Source organism: Actinomadura sp. NPDC048032, assembly GCF_040653175.1.
Lineage (GTDB): Bacteria > Actinomycetota > Actinomycetes > Streptosporangiales > Streptosporangiaceae > Spirillospora > Spirillospora verrucosospora.
The window spans coordinates 1-16,052 of the sequence record NZ_JBEZJP010000016.1; the positions used below are offsets into that span (position 1 = coordinate 1).

15 protein-coding genes are annotated in these 16,052 nt (G+C 73.2%); 4 read left to right on the plus strand and 11 right to left on the minus strand.

What is annotated here, in order from left to right; all coding sequences use genetic code 11:
• Window positions 1-79: 79 nt before the first annotated feature.
• On the minus strand, window positions 80-2,173 hold the full coding sequence (locus AB0C69_RS04135; protein WP_360349514.1) for a RecQ family ATP-dependent DNA helicase: 2,094 nt from the start codon (window positions 2,171-2,173) through the stop codon (window positions 80-82).
• Window positions 2,174-2,605: 432 nt separating this feature from the next.
• Between AB0C69_RS04135 and AB0C69_RS04140 the strand changes: the two genes are divergently transcribed.
• From AB0C69_RS04140 to AB0C69_RS04150, 3 genes are read left to right on the plus strand one after another with little or no spacing between them, the layout of a single operon-like run.
• Window positions 2,606-3,934, plus strand: a complete 1,329-nt coding sequence (locus AB0C69_RS04140; RefSeq protein WP_360349517.1) for a threonine/serine exporter family protein — start codon at window positions 2,606-2,608, stop codon at window positions 3,932-3,934.
• A gap of 58 nt (window positions 3,935-3,992) precedes the next feature.
• The gene (locus tag AB0C69_RS04145) at window positions 3,993-4,319 is read left to right on the plus strand and encodes a hypothetical protein (RefSeq protein ID WP_345185666.1); all 327 of its coding nucleotides are present in this window, start codon (window positions 3,993-3,995) and stop codon (window positions 4,317-4,319) included.
• A 9-nt stretch (window positions 4,320-4,328) separates the two neighbouring features.
• Window positions 4,329-5,480 carry a DUF6745 domain-containing protein gene (locus AB0C69_RS04150; protein WP_360349520.1) on the plus strand — a complete coding sequence of 384 codons (1,152 nt, stop codon included), beginning with the start codon at window positions 4,329-4,331 and terminating at the stop codon, window positions 5,478-5,480.
• A gap of 235 nt (window positions 5,481-5,715) precedes the next feature.
• On the opposite strand, the gene AB0C69_RS04155 is transcribed toward AB0C69_RS04150, so the two are convergent.
• The gene (locus AB0C69_RS04155; RefSeq protein ID WP_360349523.1) at window positions 5,716-6,258 is read right to left on the minus strand and encodes a YdeI/OmpD-associated family protein; all 543 of its coding nucleotides are present in this window, start codon (window positions 6,256-6,258) and stop codon (window positions 5,716-5,718) included.
• An 88-nt stretch (window positions 6,259-6,346) separates the two neighbouring features.
• On the opposite strand from AB0C69_RS04155, the gene AB0C69_RS04160 reads away from it, so the two are divergent.
• Window positions 6,347-7,336, plus strand: coding sequence for a WYL domain-containing protein (locus tag AB0C69_RS04160; protein WP_360349526.1), 990 nt, complete (start codon window positions 6,347-6,349; stop codon window positions 7,334-7,336).
• A 15-nt stretch (window positions 7,337-7,351) separates the two neighbouring features.
• On the opposite strand, the gene AB0C69_RS04165 is transcribed toward AB0C69_RS04160, so the two are convergent.
• The 9 genes from AB0C69_RS04165 to AB0C69_RS04205 form a co-directional block, all read right to left on the minus strand.
• Entirely contained in the window at window positions 7,352-8,206 is an 855-nt protein-coding gene (locus AB0C69_RS04165) for an STM4011 family radical SAM protein (RefSeq protein WP_360349529.1), read from the minus strand.
• On the minus strand, window positions 8,206-9,486 hold the full coding sequence (locus AB0C69_RS04170; RefSeq protein ID WP_360349532.1) for an STM4012 family radical SAM protein: 1,281 nt from the start codon (window positions 9,484-9,486) through the stop codon (window positions 8,206-8,208). Before AB0C69_RS04170 ends, AB0C69_RS04165 begins: the two co-directional genes overlap by 1 nt.
• Window positions 9,483-10,283 carry an STM4013/SEN3800 family hydrolase gene (locus tag AB0C69_RS04175; protein ID WP_360349535.1) on the minus strand — a complete coding sequence of 267 codons (801 nt, stop codon included), beginning with the start codon at window positions 10,281-10,283 and terminating at the stop codon, window positions 9,483-9,485. The genes AB0C69_RS04170 and AB0C69_RS04175 overlap by 4 nt, the downstream gene beginning before the upstream one ends.
• Entirely contained in the window at window positions 10,271-11,341 is a 1,071-nt protein-coding gene (locus tag AB0C69_RS04180; RefSeq protein WP_360349538.1) for an STM4014 family protein, read from the minus strand. The genes AB0C69_RS04175 and AB0C69_RS04180 overlap by 13 nt, the downstream gene beginning before the upstream one ends.
• Window positions 11,338-12,291: an STM4015 family protein gene (locus AB0C69_RS04185; protein WP_360349541.1), complete on the minus strand. Its 954-nt coding sequence runs from the start codon at window positions 12,289-12,291 to the stop codon at window positions 11,338-11,340. Before AB0C69_RS04185 ends, AB0C69_RS04180 begins: the two co-directional genes overlap by 4 nt.
• Window positions 12,288-13,280 (minus strand): STM4015 family protein, encoded by a 993-nt coding sequence (locus AB0C69_RS04190; RefSeq protein WP_360349544.1) that lies wholly within the window; start codon window positions 13,278-13,280, stop codon window positions 12,288-12,290. The genes AB0C69_RS04185 and AB0C69_RS04190 overlap by 4 nt, the downstream gene beginning before the upstream one ends.
• Before the next feature lie 106 nt (window positions 13,281-13,386).
• Window positions 13,387-14,202 carry a MetQ/NlpA family ABC transporter substrate-binding protein gene (locus AB0C69_RS04195; protein WP_345185638.1) on the minus strand — a complete coding sequence of 272 codons (816 nt, stop codon included), beginning with the start codon at window positions 14,200-14,202 and terminating at the stop codon, window positions 13,387-13,389.
• 29 nt (window positions 14,203-14,231) lie between these two features.
• A complete protein-coding gene (locus AB0C69_RS04200; protein WP_360349547.1) occupies window positions 14,232-14,888 on the minus strand; it encodes a methionine ABC transporter permease in 657 nt (218 codons plus the stop codon).
• Window positions 14,885-15,925: an ATP-binding cassette domain-containing protein gene (locus AB0C69_RS04205; protein WP_360349550.1), complete on the minus strand. Its 1,041-nt coding sequence runs from the start codon at window positions 15,923-15,925 to the stop codon at window positions 14,885-14,887. The genes AB0C69_RS04200 and AB0C69_RS04205 overlap by 4 nt, the downstream gene beginning before the upstream one ends.
• Window positions 15,926-16,052 lie beyond the last annotated feature (127 nt).

Sequence of the window (16,052 nt, forward strand, 5' to 3'; positions counted from 1 at the left end):
GGGGCCCCCGAGGGCCCCGATGCAGCCACCGCAAGACCCGCCTACGCAACCGGGCGGGCGTGGGGGGTTCGGGTGCGGGTCAGGTGGGGGTGGCCAGGGTCAGGGGGAGGGTCGAGCGGGCGCCGGACTCCTTCAGCAGGCGGGTCGCCACGGTCATCGTCCAGCCGGTTTCCATGCGGTCGTCCACCAGGAGGATGTGGCCGGGGTTGTCGGCCAGGGCCTCCGCCAGGTCGGTGGGGACGGTCAGGCTGTGCCAGACGGAGCGGAGCCGCTGGGCGCTGTTGTGCCGGCGCGGCACGGGCTCGCCGACGGGGACCAGTTCGCCCAGGTAGGGCAGGCGGCCGATCTGGGCGATGCGCTGCCCGAACGTCGTGACCAGGCGGGGGCGGGAGCGGGAGCCGATGGTGACGACGCCGGTGGGGCGGGCCGCCCAGTCCCAGGCGGCGAGGACCTGGACGACGGCGTCCACCAGGTCGGCGGGGACGTCGGTGTCGCCGGCGGCGAACAGGTCGCGCAGGCGGTTGCCCCAGCCGATGTCGGTGAGGCGGCCGAGCGCCCGGCCCGTCTCGGCCTGGAGCTCGGGCTTGATGCGGCCGGAGACGCCCAGGTCCTCCTTGACGCCGGTCGGCCACATGCGGCGGGGGGCGATGTCGACGCCGGGACGGTGCAGGCGGTCGCGGGCCCGGTCCGCGCTCTCCCGGGTGACGTCGGTGGGCCAGTGGCGGCCGGTGCAGTTGTCGCAGCGGCCGCAGGGGGCCGCGTCGGGGTCGTCCAGCTGGCGGCGCAGGAACTCCTCGCGGCAGCCGGTGGCCGCGATGTAGTCGAGCATCGCCTGCTGCTCGCGGCGGCGTTCGGCGGTGACGCGCTCGTAGCGCTCGCGGTCGTAGGACCAGGGCTCGCCGGTGGACGTCCAGCCGCCCTTGACGCGGCGGGCGGCGCCGTCCACGTCGAGCACCTTGAGCATCATCTCCAGGCGGGCCCGGTTGAGGTCGACCAGCGGTTCCAGGGCCGTGGTGGAGAGCGGGCGGCCGGCGGAGTCCAGGACGTCCAGCGTGCTGCGGACGATGTGCTCCGGCGGGAAGGCGAGGCTCGCGAAGTAGGCCCAGATGTCGCGGTCCTCCCGGCCGGGCAGCAGGATCACCTCGGCGCGGTCGACGCCGCGGCCGGCGCGTCCGATCTGCTGGTAGTAGGCCACCGGGGACTGCGGGGCGCCCACATGGACGATGAAGCCGAGGTCGGGCTTGTCGAAGCCCATGCCGAGGGCGCTGGTGGCGACGAGAGCCTTGAGCTTGTTGTCGTGGAGGTCGCGCTCGGCCTGGAGGCGCTCGGCCTGCTCGGTCTGGCCCGAGTAGGCGGCCACCTCGTAGCCGCGGTCGCGGAGCCACGCGGTGATCTCGTGGGCCGCGGCGACCGTGAGGGTGTAGATGATGCCGCTGCCCGGGAGGTCGCCGAGGTGCTCGCCCAGCCAGGCGATGCGCTGCTCGGCGGTGGGGAGGCTCACCACGGCGAGGTGCAGCGAGTCGCGTTCGAGGGGGCCGCGCAGGACCAGCGCGTCGTCGCCCGCGAGCTGCTCGGCGACGTCCTTGGTGACGCGGGCGTTGGCCGTCGCGGTGGTGGCGAGGACCGGGATGCCGGGCGGCAGCTCGGCCAGCAGGGTGCGCAGCCGCCGGTAGTCGGGGCGGAAGTCGTGGCCCCAGTCGGAGATGCAGTGCGCCTCGTCGACCACGACCAGCCCGGCGCCCGCGGCGAGCTTGGGGAGGACGAGGTCGCGGAAATCGGGGTTGTTGAGCCGCTCGGGGCTCACCAGCAGGACGTCGACCGCGCCCTCCTCCACCTCGGCGAAGACCTGGTCCCAGTCGCCGGTGTTGGAGGAGTTGATCGTGCGGGCGCGGATGCCCGCCCGCTCGGCGGCGTCGATCTGGTTGCGCATCAGCGCCAGCAGCGGCGAGACGATCACGGTCGGGCCGGCGCCGCGCTCGCGCAGCAGCCGGGTCGCCACGAAGTAGACGGCGGACTTGCCCCAGCCCGTCCGCTGGACGACGAGGGCGCGCCGCCGCTCGACGACGAGCGCGCTGATCGCCGTCCACTGGTCGTCGCGCAGGCGCGCGTGGTCACCGGCGAGGGCGCGCAGGCACCGCTCGGCCTCGTCGCGCAGACCGTCCGAAGAACTCATGCGTCCTTGCTACCAGTGCTTCGGAGCACACCACACCAGAATCGAGTTCTGTGGAAAACAGCGGAGGCCCTCTTGGGGGGTCGGCGCCCGGCGCCCGCGCGGTGACGCCGACGAGTGCGGAACCGTGCGGGTCGGGCTCACCGATCGGGGAACCAACACCCTGGAGCGCCTGCCAACGTCAACGGACGGGCGCCGGACGGCGAACCAGCCGGTCACTCTTCTGATTCAGCAGGTGGACGCGGCGGCGCCCGGCGTCCCGGTCGCCGCCTGCGCGGGCGGTCGACCTCTGCGGAAGGGGTGGGACGCAGGCCACGGATTGGGGACACCGGGCTGGTGGGTAGCCTGCCAGTCAAGATCGGTTCATGGGCGGGAAGGGACACCGGCGGGGGTATGGGCGCGGCTGATCGCTTGCGGCGGACATGGCAGGTCCTCATGGACGGGTCGCCCCCGGAACCGCCCGAAGACGAGCCCGGCGAGGTCGTCGACCCGCGGGCCATCGACCTCGTCCTGCGGGTGGGCGAGCTCCTCCTGGCCAGCGGTGAGACCACCGAGCGCGTGAACGAGGCCATGCTCGGCCTGGGAGTGGCCTTCGAACTCCCCCGGTGCGAGGTGCAGGTCACCCTGACGAGCATCCTCGTCTCGGCGCATCCGGGAGGGGGCGCGGCGCCGATGACCAGCGCGCGTTCCATCCGGCGGCGGACCCCGGCCTACTGGCGGCTCACGGCGCTTCACCAGCTCGTCCAGGACGCCTCCATCGGCATGCTCGAACTGGACGAGGCCCACAAGCGGCTCGCGGAGATCAAGAGGGGCGGTCCTCCGTACCCGACCTGGCTGCTGGTCGTGTCCCTCGGCCTCATCGCCGCCTCGGGCAGCGTGCTGTCCGGCGGCGGACCGCTGGTGGCGACCACCGCGTTCGTCGCCACGATGCTGGGCGACCGCACGGCCGCCGCGCTGGCGCGCCGCGGCATCGCGGAGTTCTTCCAGTTCGCGGTGGCCGCGGCGATCGGCGCGGCGGCGGCCGCGGGGGTGGTGGCGCTGGGCAACCCCGGCCAGGCCGCCACGATCGTCACCGGCTCGATCCTGGCGCTGCTTCCGGGGCGCCCGCTGGTGGCGAGCATCCAGGACGGCATCACCGGCGACCTGGTGAGCGCCGGGGCGCGGATGCTGGAGGTCTTCTTCATGATCGCGGCGATCGTCGCCGGGCTGGGCGCCGTGGTGTACGCCGCGGTCAGCATGGGTGTGCCGATCGACGTCCGGCACCTGCCCACCCCGTCGGCGAGCCTGGAGCCCGTCGCCGTCATCGCCGCCGCCGCCATCTCGCTGTCGTTCGCGGTGTCCCTGGCCGCCCCGCGGGACGTGCTGACCACCGTCGCCCTCGGCGGCGCGCTGATCTGGGTGCTCTTCGTGCTGGCCCGCGGATGGCACGTTCCACCGGTTCTGGCCGCCGCCGTGGCCGCCACCATCGTCGGCGTGATGGCGAGCTGGCTCGCCCGCAGGCACGGGGAGCCGGTCATGCCGTTCGTGGTCCCCGCCATCGGCCCGCTGCTGCCGGGGACCGCGCTCTACCGGGGCATGGTCGAGCTCAACACCGGTTCGCCGCAGGCGGGCGTGCTGAGCCTCATCGGAGCGGTGTCCGTGGCGCTCGCCCTCGGCGCCGGCGTGAACCTCGGCGGCGAACTCGTCCGCGCGTTCCAGCACGTCGGGCTGAGCGCGTCCGGCCGCTGGGCCCGCCCCGCCGCGCGCCGGACCCGCGGCTTCTGACCCCCGCCGCCCTCGTCGGGGCGCGGGTTCTGTCGGTGGCGGGCGTTACGTTCGCCGCATGTACCGACAGGGAGACGTCCTGATCCTGCCCGTGCCCGAGGAGACGGTTCCGCAGTCCGTCCGCGAGCTGCCGCCGTCCCCGCGCGACGGCCGGGGCCGCATGGTGCTCGCCCTCGGCGAGGCCACCGGGCACGCGCACGCGCTGGCCGCGCCCGGCACGCTGCTGCGCACCCCCGACCCGCTCGTGCCGGACCACCTGCACCTGCCGTCCGGCGGGCGCCTGGTGCACGAGGAGCACGCGGCGATCACCCTGCCCAAGGGCTGGTACCGGGTGATCCGCCAGCGCGAGTACGTGCCCGGTTCCGTCCGCGTCGTGGCCGACTGAGGAGGCGGGATGCTCACCGGAACGGTACGCGAGACCCACTTCGTCGTCGGCGACTGGCAGGCGGCCGGGTTCGCCACCGGCCCCGCCGACCGAGCCCGTGCCGAGGCGGGCGTGGCCGCGGCCTACGCCTCCGCCGGGCTGAAGCCCCCCGAGCGGTGCCTGTGGGTGCCCTCCCCCGCGCGCGGCTCCGTCGCGGCGGCCGTGCTCGCCGGCCACGGCGAGGCGCTGGAGGCGGCGGGGCTCGACGACCTCCTCGAACAGGCCCGCGCCGACCTCGGTGACCTCGCTGCCGGGCCGAGCGTCCTGACGGACGTGCGCACCCGCCCCTGGGAGGCCGAACGTGCGGCGGCGTGCTCCGAGCAGGGGCCGGAGCAGTGGCCGCGCACGTGGGCCGACACCGGCGGGCTCCTGTGGGACCAGGTGCAGGCACTGGTCGCGCGCGTGCGCGGGGCGTGCGGCGAGCAGGCGACCGGCCGGTCCCTCGGTGCGCGGAGAAGGCGGTCGACCCAGGAGAAGCGCGAGGCCGAATCGCTGCTGCGCGCGGCCACGCTCGACGCCGTCCTGGGCCAGCACGACGCACCGTGGCTGGCGTTGTTCGAGTCGCTCGGACGGCTCGACGGCCGGCTGGCCGGCCTGGCGGAGGTGGCCCGGTCCGCCGGCTGGTGGTGGCCCTACGAGCGGCTGGTGATCCTGTCGGAGCGGCCGAGCGAGCTGTACCGCGACGAGCCCGGGCGGCTGCACCGCGGGGACGGCCCCGCCCTCGCCTACCCGGACGGGTTCGCGCTGCACGCCTGGCGCGGCATGCCGATCCCCGCCGGCTTCGTCGCGTCGCTGAAGAACCTGACGCCCGACCGCATCTCCTCCGAGCAGAACGCCGAGCTGCGCCGCGTGATGCTGGAGATCTTCGGCTACGACCGCTACCTGGCCGAGACCGGCGCGCGTCCCCTGCACCGGGACGAGACGGGCGTCCTGTGGTCGATCGAACTGCCGGGCGACGAGCCGGTGGTCATGGTGGAGGTGGTCAATTCCACCCCCGAACCGGACGGGACCCACCGCACCTACTACCTGCGCGTCCCGCCGGACACCCGCACGGCGCGCGCTGGCGTCGCGTGGACGTTCGGCGTCGACGAGGCCGACTACCACCCCGAGAAGCAGACCTGAATCCGGCGAGCGGTTCCGGCCAGACGCCGGTCGGAACCGCCCCCGTTGCTTCTGCCTCGGCGGGTGACGGCGGGCGCGACCACGCTTCCGGTCTTGCTGCGAGCCGCTGGCGACCCGCCGGGTGGAGGCATGGGCGCGGTCTGGTGACAACACGCGGCGGGACGCCCGCCCTGCGGAGGGAAGCGCAGTGCGCTTCCCTCCGCGCGCGTCTGCGCCCCGGTTCCGGCGATCGGTTTCAGCGATCCCGCAGCTCGGAGAGCGCCCTGTTCAGGCGGGTGGCGCGCCCGGCCGGGGTCCGGGCCTTGAGCAGCGGCAGGATCATCAGGTAGCGGGACGTCTTGTCGAGCGCCTCGAAGCGGGCGGCGGCCTGCGGGCAGGTCGCGAGCGCGGCCGCGAGGTCGGGCGGGACGGTGGCGTCGTGCTGGGCGGTGTAGGCGGCCGCCCACCGGCCGTCCGCCTGGGCGGCGGCGACTTCGGCCAGGCCGGGCGGGCGCATCCGCCCGGCGGCGGTCAGCGCCTCCACCCGCTCGACGTTCTTGCGCGACCAGGAGCCCCCCTTGCGGCGGCGCGAGTACCGCTGCAGGTAGAAGCGCTCGTCGTGGGTCCGGCGATGGCTGTCGATCCAGCCGTAGCACAGCGCGATCTCCAGCGCCTGCGTGATCGTGACGGAGGCGGCGTCCGACCCCTTCTTGGCGATCTTCAGCCAGGCGCCGTCCCCGCTCTCGTGGTGCTCGGCCAGCCACGCCTCCCACTCGGCGGCGTCCGCGAAATGCATCATCGGTGGTTCCCCTCTCGGTGGGCGACGCCTTCCATGCTTCCGGGTAAAGTGCTCATCCTCTGAGCACTTTCTGCGGAAATCCGGGTTCATGCGCGCTGACCGCCTCGTCGCCGTCCTGCTGCTGTTGCAGGTCCGCGGCCGTGTGACCGCCGCCGACCTGGCGGCCGAGCTCCAGGTGTCGGTGGCCACCGCCCGCCGCGACCTGGAGGCGCTCGCGTCGGCCGGCGTCCCGGTCTACCCGCAGCCGGGCCGCGGCGGCGGCTGGCAGCTGGTCGGCGGCGCCCGCACCGACCTCAGCGGTCTGACGGCGGCCGAGGCGCGGGCCCTGTTCCTGCTGGTCGGCCCCGCCGCCGTCTCGCCCGAGGCCAGGGCCGCGCTGCGCAAGCTCATGGGAGCTCTGCCGCGGACCTTCCGCACCGATGCCGAGGCCGCCATGGACGCGACGTTCGTCGACCCCGTCCGGTGGGGTGAGCGGGGCCGTCCCCGGCCCGCGATGGTCGACCTGCTGCAGACCGCCGTGATCCGCCGCCTCAGGGTCCGCCTGACCTACGCCGGCCGCACCGGGGAACCGTCGGAACGGCTGGTCGACCCGTGGGGCCTGATTGACAAGGACGACGTCTGGTACCTGCTGGCGGGCACCGAGCGGGGGCGGCGGACCTTCCGCGTCGACCGGATCACCCGGGCCGAGCCGACCGGCCTTCCCGCCGAACGCCCCGACGACTTCACCCTCGCCACCGCCTGGCAGGAGGTCACCGACGAGATCGAGAGCCGACGCTCGCGGACGTGGGCGACCGTGCTCGTCGAGGAGCGGTTCGTGCCCGTCCTGCGCGACCAGTTCGGGCGGCATTGCCACACCGACGGCGAGGCGGGCGACGGGCGTGTCCGGGTGCGTCTCGCCGCCCCGACGCCACTGGACATCGCCCGCCACCTCGCCGGCTGGGGCACGCTGCTCGACGTCGTTGAGCCGTGCACCGTCCAGCGCGAACTCGCCAGGATCGGTGCCGAACTCGCCGGCCGCTACGCCGCCGATCCGGACGGGCGGAGCGGGCAACACGAGGCTCCGGGTCCGGACCGCTGAACGGCGGCGCGACGGTCAGGGCTGGTCGAGCAGGGCGGGGATGCGTTCGAGGATGCCGCCGGCGAAGGTGTCGTAGAGGCCGAGAGGTTCGAGGTGCACGTAGCCGATGTGGCAGTCGCACGTGTCGAGGGGGCACGGGCGGGGCGCCAGGGCGGCGCGGAACGAGCCGTCGTAGAGATTGCCCAGGACGGACGGGACGAAGTGGCAGCGGCGCACCGTGCCGTCGCCGTCCACCGAGACGACCGTGTCGCCCGTCCGGCAGGAAAGGCCGCGGCTGGCGTGCGGGTGGCGGCTCACGGGGAACAGCGGGTCGATCTCGGTCCAGGAGGCGGCCTCGGCGTCGTCGTAGGTGCGCCCCTCGGCCGCGTTGACCCAGAGATAGGTGCCGGCGGGAAGGTCGGCCCGGAGGCGGCGGGCGGCGTCGAGGTGCTCCGGCTGGCCGACGACGCCGACGCTGAAGCGGACCCCGCGCTCCGCCAAGTCATGGCATTTGCCCAGGAACCGCTCGTAGGGGACCTGGCCGGGGTGGTAGGTCGCCCACAGCGCCAGCCGTGAGAGGTCGGCGTCGGCCGTCCAGGAGACGCGGTGGCTGAGGTTCGTCTGGATCGCGACCCGGTCCACATGCGGAAGGCGGCTGAGGCCGGTCAGGGCGCGCCGGTACCAGGAGCGGACGAGCCCCTCGCCCCACGGCGTGAAGAGGACCGAGACGCGATGGTCGCAGCCCGACACCCACTCCGTGAACCGTTCGAGCGCGGCGCGGTCGGCGCGGAGCTGTTCCGGGGTGTCGCGGCGCTTGGCGAACGGGCAGTACGGGCAGTCGTAGTCGCAGCTGGCGAGCGGCCCCCGGTAGAGGATCGTCAGATGGTCCATCACCGCGCCTCGTAGGACGCCATCAGCGCCTGCACGCGCGAGGAGAAGAGCGCCGGGCCGACGGCGTCGGAGTAGGCGAGCCCTTCGGGGGTCAGCCGGAGGACGTCTTCCGAGGTCTCCAGCCACCCTCGCTCGGCGAACGGCTTCAGGTCGGCGGGGAAGTCGTCCATCGGGTCGCTCCCGAAGCGCGCACGGTAGGCGCGCAGGTCGACGCCGGCCGCTTGCAGAAGGGACTGGACGAGATGCCGCCTGCGGCGCTCGTCGTCTTCCAGGGTGAATCCGACGCGGGCGGTGGTGAAGTCGGTCTCGCGCACGTAGTCGTCGATGATCGAACGGACCTGCCCGGCTCCGACCGCGTACTCGAACGAGTAGTGGAGGCGGGAGGTGTAGGAGCGTGCACCGCAGCCGAGGCCGACCATGCCGTCGGTCTGGCAGCAGTACTCCGTGCCGCCCGCGCCCGATGACGGCAGCCGGAACATCCGCATCGACACCTGCTCGTAGCCTTCGCCGAGAAGGTGGTCGCGGCCGAGCCTGTAGAGGGTGAGGCGCTGGTCGTCCCAGTCCTGGGCGCGGCGTCCGAGGCCGGTCAGCGGGCGGACGTAGAGCGGGTACAGGTAGATCTCCTCCGGACGCCATGTGAGAGCGGCGTTCAGGGAGTGCAGCCACGTCGCGGGTGTCTGGCCGTCGATGCCGTAGATGAGGTCGATGTTGAGGATCGGGAACCCCACGGCGCGGATGCGGTCCAGCGCGGCCTCCACTTCGGCGCGCTTCTGCGGCCGGACGGCCGCGCGCGCCTCCTCGTCCAGGAAGCTCTGCACACCGATGGAGACGCGGGTGGTGCCGTGTTCGGCGAGGACGGTCAGCCGGTCGGTGGTGGCGGTCGCCGGGGACGTCTCCACGCCCAGCGGGATCGACCCGAATCCGGGAAACCGTCCGGCGATGCCGCAGAGCCGTTCCAGCTCGGACGCGGTGAAGTAGGTCGGCGTCCCTCCGCCGAAGGCCGCGGTGGCGAAGGCGGCGCCGTCCAGGGCGTCCAGGACGGCGGTCGCCTGGCGGTCGAGCGCGTCGAGGTAGGCGCCGGTCAGCTCCTCGGGCGCGCCGGTGCGCGTGAAGAGGTTGCAGAAGCCGCACCGCATCTCGCAGAAGGGGACGTGCAGGTACAGGAAGAGCGCGTCGAGCGGCTCCCCCGCCCATACGTCGCGCAGCCCGGGCGCCGGTCGCAGCGGACGGTAGGCGGTCTTGTGCGGGTAGGCGTACACGTACGCCTGGTATGGATTCACGACAGAACGAACTCCCCGTACGGAACGGTCCAGACGACTTCATGGCCGATGCGGTGGCCCGTGTGGCCGTCCTCGCCGTACGCCGTTCCGTGGTCGGAGCAGACGATGACGAAGCACGGCCGGCGCATCAGTCCGAACAACCTGCCCATGTGCGCGTCCACATGCCGGAGGGCGGCGGCGTGACTCGCACGGGTGTCTCCGTTCGAGCTTGTGGCGCCGTCCAGGTAGAACCAGTTGGGCTGGTGCAGGGACGCGACGTTGAGCAGCAGGAACAGGCGCCGTTCGGCAGGCAGCCGCGCCACGACCTCGGCGATCCGGTCGATCTGGTTGGGCAGCGACTCCGGGTCGGTCACGCCGAACCCGCGCTCCCAGTGGCTTTCGGCGAACAGGGACGGCAACGCCGACCCGAGCGGTGTCAGCTTGTTGAAGAACCCGACGCCGCCCACGCAGACCGTGTGGTAGCCGGCCGACGCAAGGCCCGTCGGCAGGTCGGCGGCGTCGAACGTCCACGTGCCGGGGGCGGTGGTCTCGCTGCCCGGGAAGGCTCCGGCGAACAGGCGCGGATGCGGGCCGGGCGACGCGGGCGTCGGCAGGAAGCCGGCCAGCATCGCCGCGTGCGCGGCGTAGGTGAAACTGCCGGGTGTGTGGCGGCGCTCCCAGCGGCCTTCTGGAAGCAGCCCGGCGAGCGTGGGGGTCTCGCCGGCCGCGGCCAGTTCGGCGGCCACGTCGTAGCGCAGGGTGTCGAGGGTCAACAGCAGCACGTCGTGGCTGCCGATGATGTCGTTCATGTCGTGCATGCCTGCACCAGCGACCTGACCTGGGCGCCGTAGGTGTCCAGGCCCTCGGCGGAGCTTCCCGGCAGGCCGGTCAGCCCGGGGAGCAGGTCGCCGAAGGCGTTCACCTCGCACACCGCGAACCGCCTCAATCCGAAGCCCACGAGCAGGTCGACGCCGACCATCGGGCTGCCCGGGAAACAGGCGGCGGCCCGCGCGCACACGTCCAGGGCCCGTCTCCAGCCGTCCTCCCCGAGCGCGTGCCGCACCGCTTCCAGGTCTCCCCTGGAGCCGCCCAGGTGCAGGTTCGTCATCGGGGTCCGGCTGGTGCGGACGACCGCGTGCGTGGGCTCGCCGCCGATGACGACGACGCGCAGGTCGAACACGCGCCCGCCGAGCGCCGCCTTGGGCAGCCACCGCTCGACGTGCAGGCCGTCCGGCGCGAGCAGGTCGATCAGCGTCGCGACCTCCTCCTCGGTCTCGTACGAGCGGACGCGCAGCGAGTTGACCAGCCGGCCGCCGGTCAGCGACGCCGACGTCACGGCCCGCACGCGGCCCGGCGCGGTCTGGAGCGCGACCACCCCGGAGGCGGAGGACCCGTGCGCCGGCTTCACGAACACCCGCCGCTCGCCCGCCTCGTCCATCCGGGAGCGGAGTGCCGCGTACCCGTCGACCTCGGGCAGGGCGACCGGGACGGGGACACCCGCGGAGAGCAGGCGGGCATGGGTCAGCCGCTTGTCGAACATGACCGCGATCTCCTCGACGTCGCCGAGGACGCGGGCGCCGGCGGCCGACGCCGCCGACGACAGCCGCCGCAGCGCCGCCGTGAACGTCCGGTGCCAGCGCGCCCCGCCGCCGACCCGCTCGGGCGCGCCGGGGCCGCGCAGCAGCGCGTCGGCCCCGGCGTCCTCACCGGGCGAGTCGACGCGGACCAGCTCGCCCGCCTCGAAGGAGAGCGGGAGGCCGCGCAGCACGTCCGTCCAGGGGACGAGCCGGGGTTCGGGAAGCCCGGCGGACCGGCACGCCACGGCGAACAGCGCGGGACGCCGGTCGCCGGGCGCGCCGACCACGGCGAGCGTCATTCCGACACCGCGACGTAGGAGTCGCTGAAGAGCCATTCCTGGTCCCGCCACGCCGGCTCGCCCAGCGCGTCGGTGAGATCGAGGTCGACGCCCGGCAGCGCCGCACGGAGCCGCTCGGCCATCGGCTCGCTCAGGAAGGCGTGGTGCAGATCGAGGCTGCGCAGGTGGGTGAGGGGCTGCCCGGACAGCAGGGCCTCCGCTCCCTGGTCGGACAGCATCCCCATCGCCAGGCTGAGGGACTCCAGCCGGGCGACGACCGGCGCGCTCGCCAGGGCCTCCGCCAGCTCGTCCTGGAACGGGCCGTTCTCCAGGCCGAGGTGCTTCAGGGAGGGGAACCGCTCGCCGGTGAGGAAGGGCGCGAAGTCCTCGGCCGAGGACGACCCGCCGTGCTGCTCCGAACCGATCCACAGGTCCAGGTGCTCCAGCGCGGGCAGGTCGCCGCCCGCGACCGCCCGCACGACCTCGGCCGGCAGCCCGCCGGACTCGATCCGCAGGGCCTTCAGCCGCTGGTGGCGCAGGGGCTCGAACCGCAGGTCGGACGCGCCCCGGATCTCGAAGTGCTCCAGCCCTGGGAAGGCGGCGAACAGCGGCGAGATGTCGCCGTTCTGGATCCAGGAGATGTGGCATTCCCAGTCGAGGATGTCGCCGAGGAACAGCGCGCGCAGGCGGGGGAAGCGCCCGGCGTTGTCCACCAGCCACTGCACCGGGTCGAACTCCTCGCGGGAGAACCCCCAGAAGCCGATGACGAGGTGGGTGACCTTGGAGGTGTCGACCGTCTTCAGGAGGAGGTCGAGGTTCTCGGGGACCTCCGCGCCCCACGCGCCGTTGTCGTGGACATGGTGGTAGACGCCCCAGGCCACCTCGCCCGGGTCCGGCAGCGGGCCGTCCGGCTCGCCGTCGAAGGTGTGGACGGGCAGCCCCGCGAACGTGGACAGGCGTTGCTGGATCATTCGGACACCGCGATGTAGTGCCAGTCGCCGTCCGGCTTCTCCTGGTCGTCCAGGTCGACCTCGACGCCGGGCAGCGCCGCCCGCACCCGCTCGATCATCGCGTCGGACAGGAAGTGGTGGTGCAGGTCCAGCTTGCGCAGGTGGGTGAGCGGCTGGCCGGCCAGCAGCGCCTCGGCGCCCCGGTCGGTCAGGACGCCCATCGCCAGGCTCAGCGACTCCAGCCGGGCGACGACCGGCGCGCCGGCGACCGCCGCCGCGACCTCGTCCTGGATCTCGCTGTCCTCCAGGCCGAGGTGGCGCAGCGCCGGCAGCCGCTCGCCGGACAGGAACGGCGCGAGGTCGGCGACGGTGGCGTCCCCGCCGTAGTTCGCCTCGCCGAGCCACAGGTCGAGGTGCTCCAGGTTGGGCAGCTCGCTCGCGCCGACGGCGCGGACGATCCGCGCCGGCAGCCCGCCCGACTCGAAGCGCAGCACCTTCAGCCTGTCGCTCTTGACCGGGTCGAGGACGAGCTCCTGCGCGCCGCGCACCTCCAGCCGCTCCAGGTCGGGGAACGCGGCGAACAGGGGCGTGATGTCACCGTGCTCGATCCAGGAGATCTCCGCCTCCTCGCCGGTGATGTCCCCGAGGAACAGCGACCGCAGCTTCGGGAACGACGCGGCCGCCCCGGTCAGCATCTCCACCGGGTCGGGGACGTTCTCCAGCTCGTAGGACGCGCCCCAGTAGCCGATGATGAGCGCCGTCACCTCGGTGGTGTCGACGGTCTCCATGAACCGCGCCCAGACGGCGCCGAACGGCTCCTCGTCGAAGGAGGTGCCGACGAACCAGGCGGCCTCGCCCGCGGGCGGGAAGTCCTCCCCGCTGACGGGATCGGTGCCCGCGCCGCGGCCGTCGTCGTCCTCGGTGCCGTCCTCCTCCTCGGTGCCGGTGTCCTCGTTGAACGTGGCCACCGGCAGGCCGACGTACTCCTCAAGGTGCTGATAAATGGCCATGAGTCCCCTTCGCCTGATCGTCGGCACTTGTCCTATCAGGACCGACGGACAGTCCGCGCCGCTTTCCGGGGTTCGAAGACCGGCCCGGGCCTGGGACGAAGCCGGGTCAGGAGGCGATCAGCACCGACCCCTTGTACTTGTCCTCGACGAACTTCTTCACCTCGGGGCCCTGCAGCAACTGGACGAGCTTCTTCACGCGCGGGTCGTCCTTGTCCTCCGGCAGCGTCACGATGCCGTTGGCGTAGGGGTTGCCCTCGGCCTTCTCGGCGGCGAGCGCGTCCCTGTTCGGGGCGAGCCCCGCCTCGATGGCGTAGTTCCCGTTGATGACCGACAGGTCGACGTCCTCCAGCGAGCGGGGCAGCTGCGCGGCCTTGAGCGGCTTGAACTTCAGGCCCTTGGGGTTGCTCGCGACGTCCCGCTCGGTCGCGCTGGTCGGCGCGTCCGGCTTCAGCGTGATCAGGCCGTTGTCGGCGAGCAGCTTCAGCGAGCGGCCCTCGTTCGCCGGGTCGTTCGGCACGGCGACGGTCGCGCCCTGCGGGACGGCCTGCAGGCTCTTCACCTTCTTCGAGTACACGCCGAGGGGCTCCAGGTGCACGGGCGCGACGAACGCCAGCTTCGTCCCGGACTTCTTCTCGAACTCCTCCATGAACGGCACGTGCTGGAAGTAGTTGGCGGTGACCTGCTTCTCCTTCAGCGCGGTGTTGGGCTGCTGGTAGTCGCTGAAGGTGACGATCTCCAGCTTGAGCCCGGCCTTGCCCGCGAGGTCGTCCTTGACGTACTTGAGGATGTCGCCGTGCGGGACGGGGTTGACCGCGACCTTCAGCGGGGCGTCCGGGTCGTCGGACGCCGACGAGGAGCCGCAGGCGGTGAGGCCCGCGAGGAGGACGGCGGAGGCCAGCGCGGCGGTGAGTCTGCGAAGCACGAGGAGTGCCTTTCTCTGTGGGGTCGGTGCTACTTGTGGGTCAGGCGGCGGGCGACGAGGTCCCCCGCCGCCTGGATGATCAGGACGATGACGACCAGCAGCGCCACGGTGGAGACCATGACCTTGGTCTCGAAGCGCTCGTAGCCGTAGACGACGGCGAGGTTGCCGAGCCCGCCGCCGCCGACCGTCCCGGCCATGGCCGTGTAGCCGATGAGCGCGATGACGGTGACGGTCAGGCCGGACACCAGGCCCGGCCGCGCCTCGCGCAGCAGGACCTTGCCGACGATCTCGCGCCGGGTGGCGCCCATCGCGTCCGCCGCGGCGAGGACGCCCGGGTCGACCTCGCGCAGCGCGATCTCGACGAGCCGCGCGTAGAACGGGATGGCGCCGACCGTCAGCGGGACGATCGCGGCGGCGTTGCCGATGCTGGTGCCGACGACCGCCCGGGTGAACGGGATGATCGCCACCATCAGGATCAGGAACGGCAGCGACCGGCCGATGTTGACCAGGACGCCGAGCACGCCGTTGACCGGCGGCGCGGGCAGCAGCCCGCCCCGCTCGGTGATCACCAGCAGCACCCCGAGCAGCAGCCCGAGGACGGCGGTGAACAGCGTCGCGACGCCGGTCATGTAGAGGGTCTCGCGGGTGGCGGGCCACAGCAGCGGCATGACCTCGTCCCAGCTCATCGGGGGTCCTCCTGTACGGGGTTCGCGGCCTGCGCCGGATTCGCCGCCCGCACCGGGTTCGCGACCTCCACGGCGAGGCCGGACTCGCGCAGGAACGCCAGCTGCGCGGCGTTGGCCTCCGGGTCGCCGGGCAGTTCGAGCTGGAGCCGGCCGACGCGCTCGCCGCCGACCGTCTCCACCGCGCCGCCGAGGATGTTGACGTCCAGCGCGTACTTGCGGGCGAGCGCCGACACGAACGGCTCGTCGGTCGCGCCGCCGGTGAAGGTGACCTCGACCAGCGTCCTGCCCTCGCGGGGCTCGGCGGCGGGCAGCGGGAACAGGCCGCGCGCCAGCTCCGAGCCCGGACGGGCGAGCAGCGCGGGCACCGGCCCCGACTCGGTGAACCGGCCCTCCCGCATGACCGCGGCAGAGTCGCAGATGCGCTTCACCACCTCCATCTCGTGGGTGATGAGCAGGATCGTGAGGCCGAGCCGGCGGTTGAGGTCGCGCAGCAGCTCCAGGATCGAGGCGGTCGTCTCGGGGTCGAGCGCCGAGGTCGCCTCGTCCGACAGCAGCACCTTCGGCCGTCCCGCGAGCGCCCGGGCGATGCCGACGCGCTGCTTCTGCCCGCCGGAGATCTGGGCGGGGTGGGCCTTCGCGTGCTCGGTGAGCCCGACGAGGTCGAGCAGCTCGGCGACGCGCCCGGCCCGCTCGGCGCGCGGGACGCCCATGACCTCCAGCGGGAACGCGACGTTCCCGGCGACGGTCCTGCTGCCGAGCAGGCCGAAATGCTGGTGGATCATGCCGATGCCCTGGCGCGCCCGGCGCAGCTCCCCGCCGCGCAGCGCGAGCAGGTCCCGGCCGCCGACCACCACGCGGCCCTCGTCCGGGCGCTCCAGCAGGTTGACGCAGCGCAGCAGGGTGCTCTTTCCGGCGCCGCTGCGGCCGAGCACGCCGAAGACCTCGCCCTCGGCGACGGTCAGGTCGACGCCGTCGACGGCGGTCACCTCGCGGCCGCGGCCGCGGTAGACCTTTCGAAGTTTTTCGATCTGAATCACAGGGAATCACCCATGCGGACGGGGGCCGCCGGACGGGCGGCGGCGTTCGGGACGGGTCGGCGATCGGGACGCGCCGGGCGTCAGAGGACGCGCCTAGGAGGCGCCGCGCGGGTCAGGAGCGACCGGG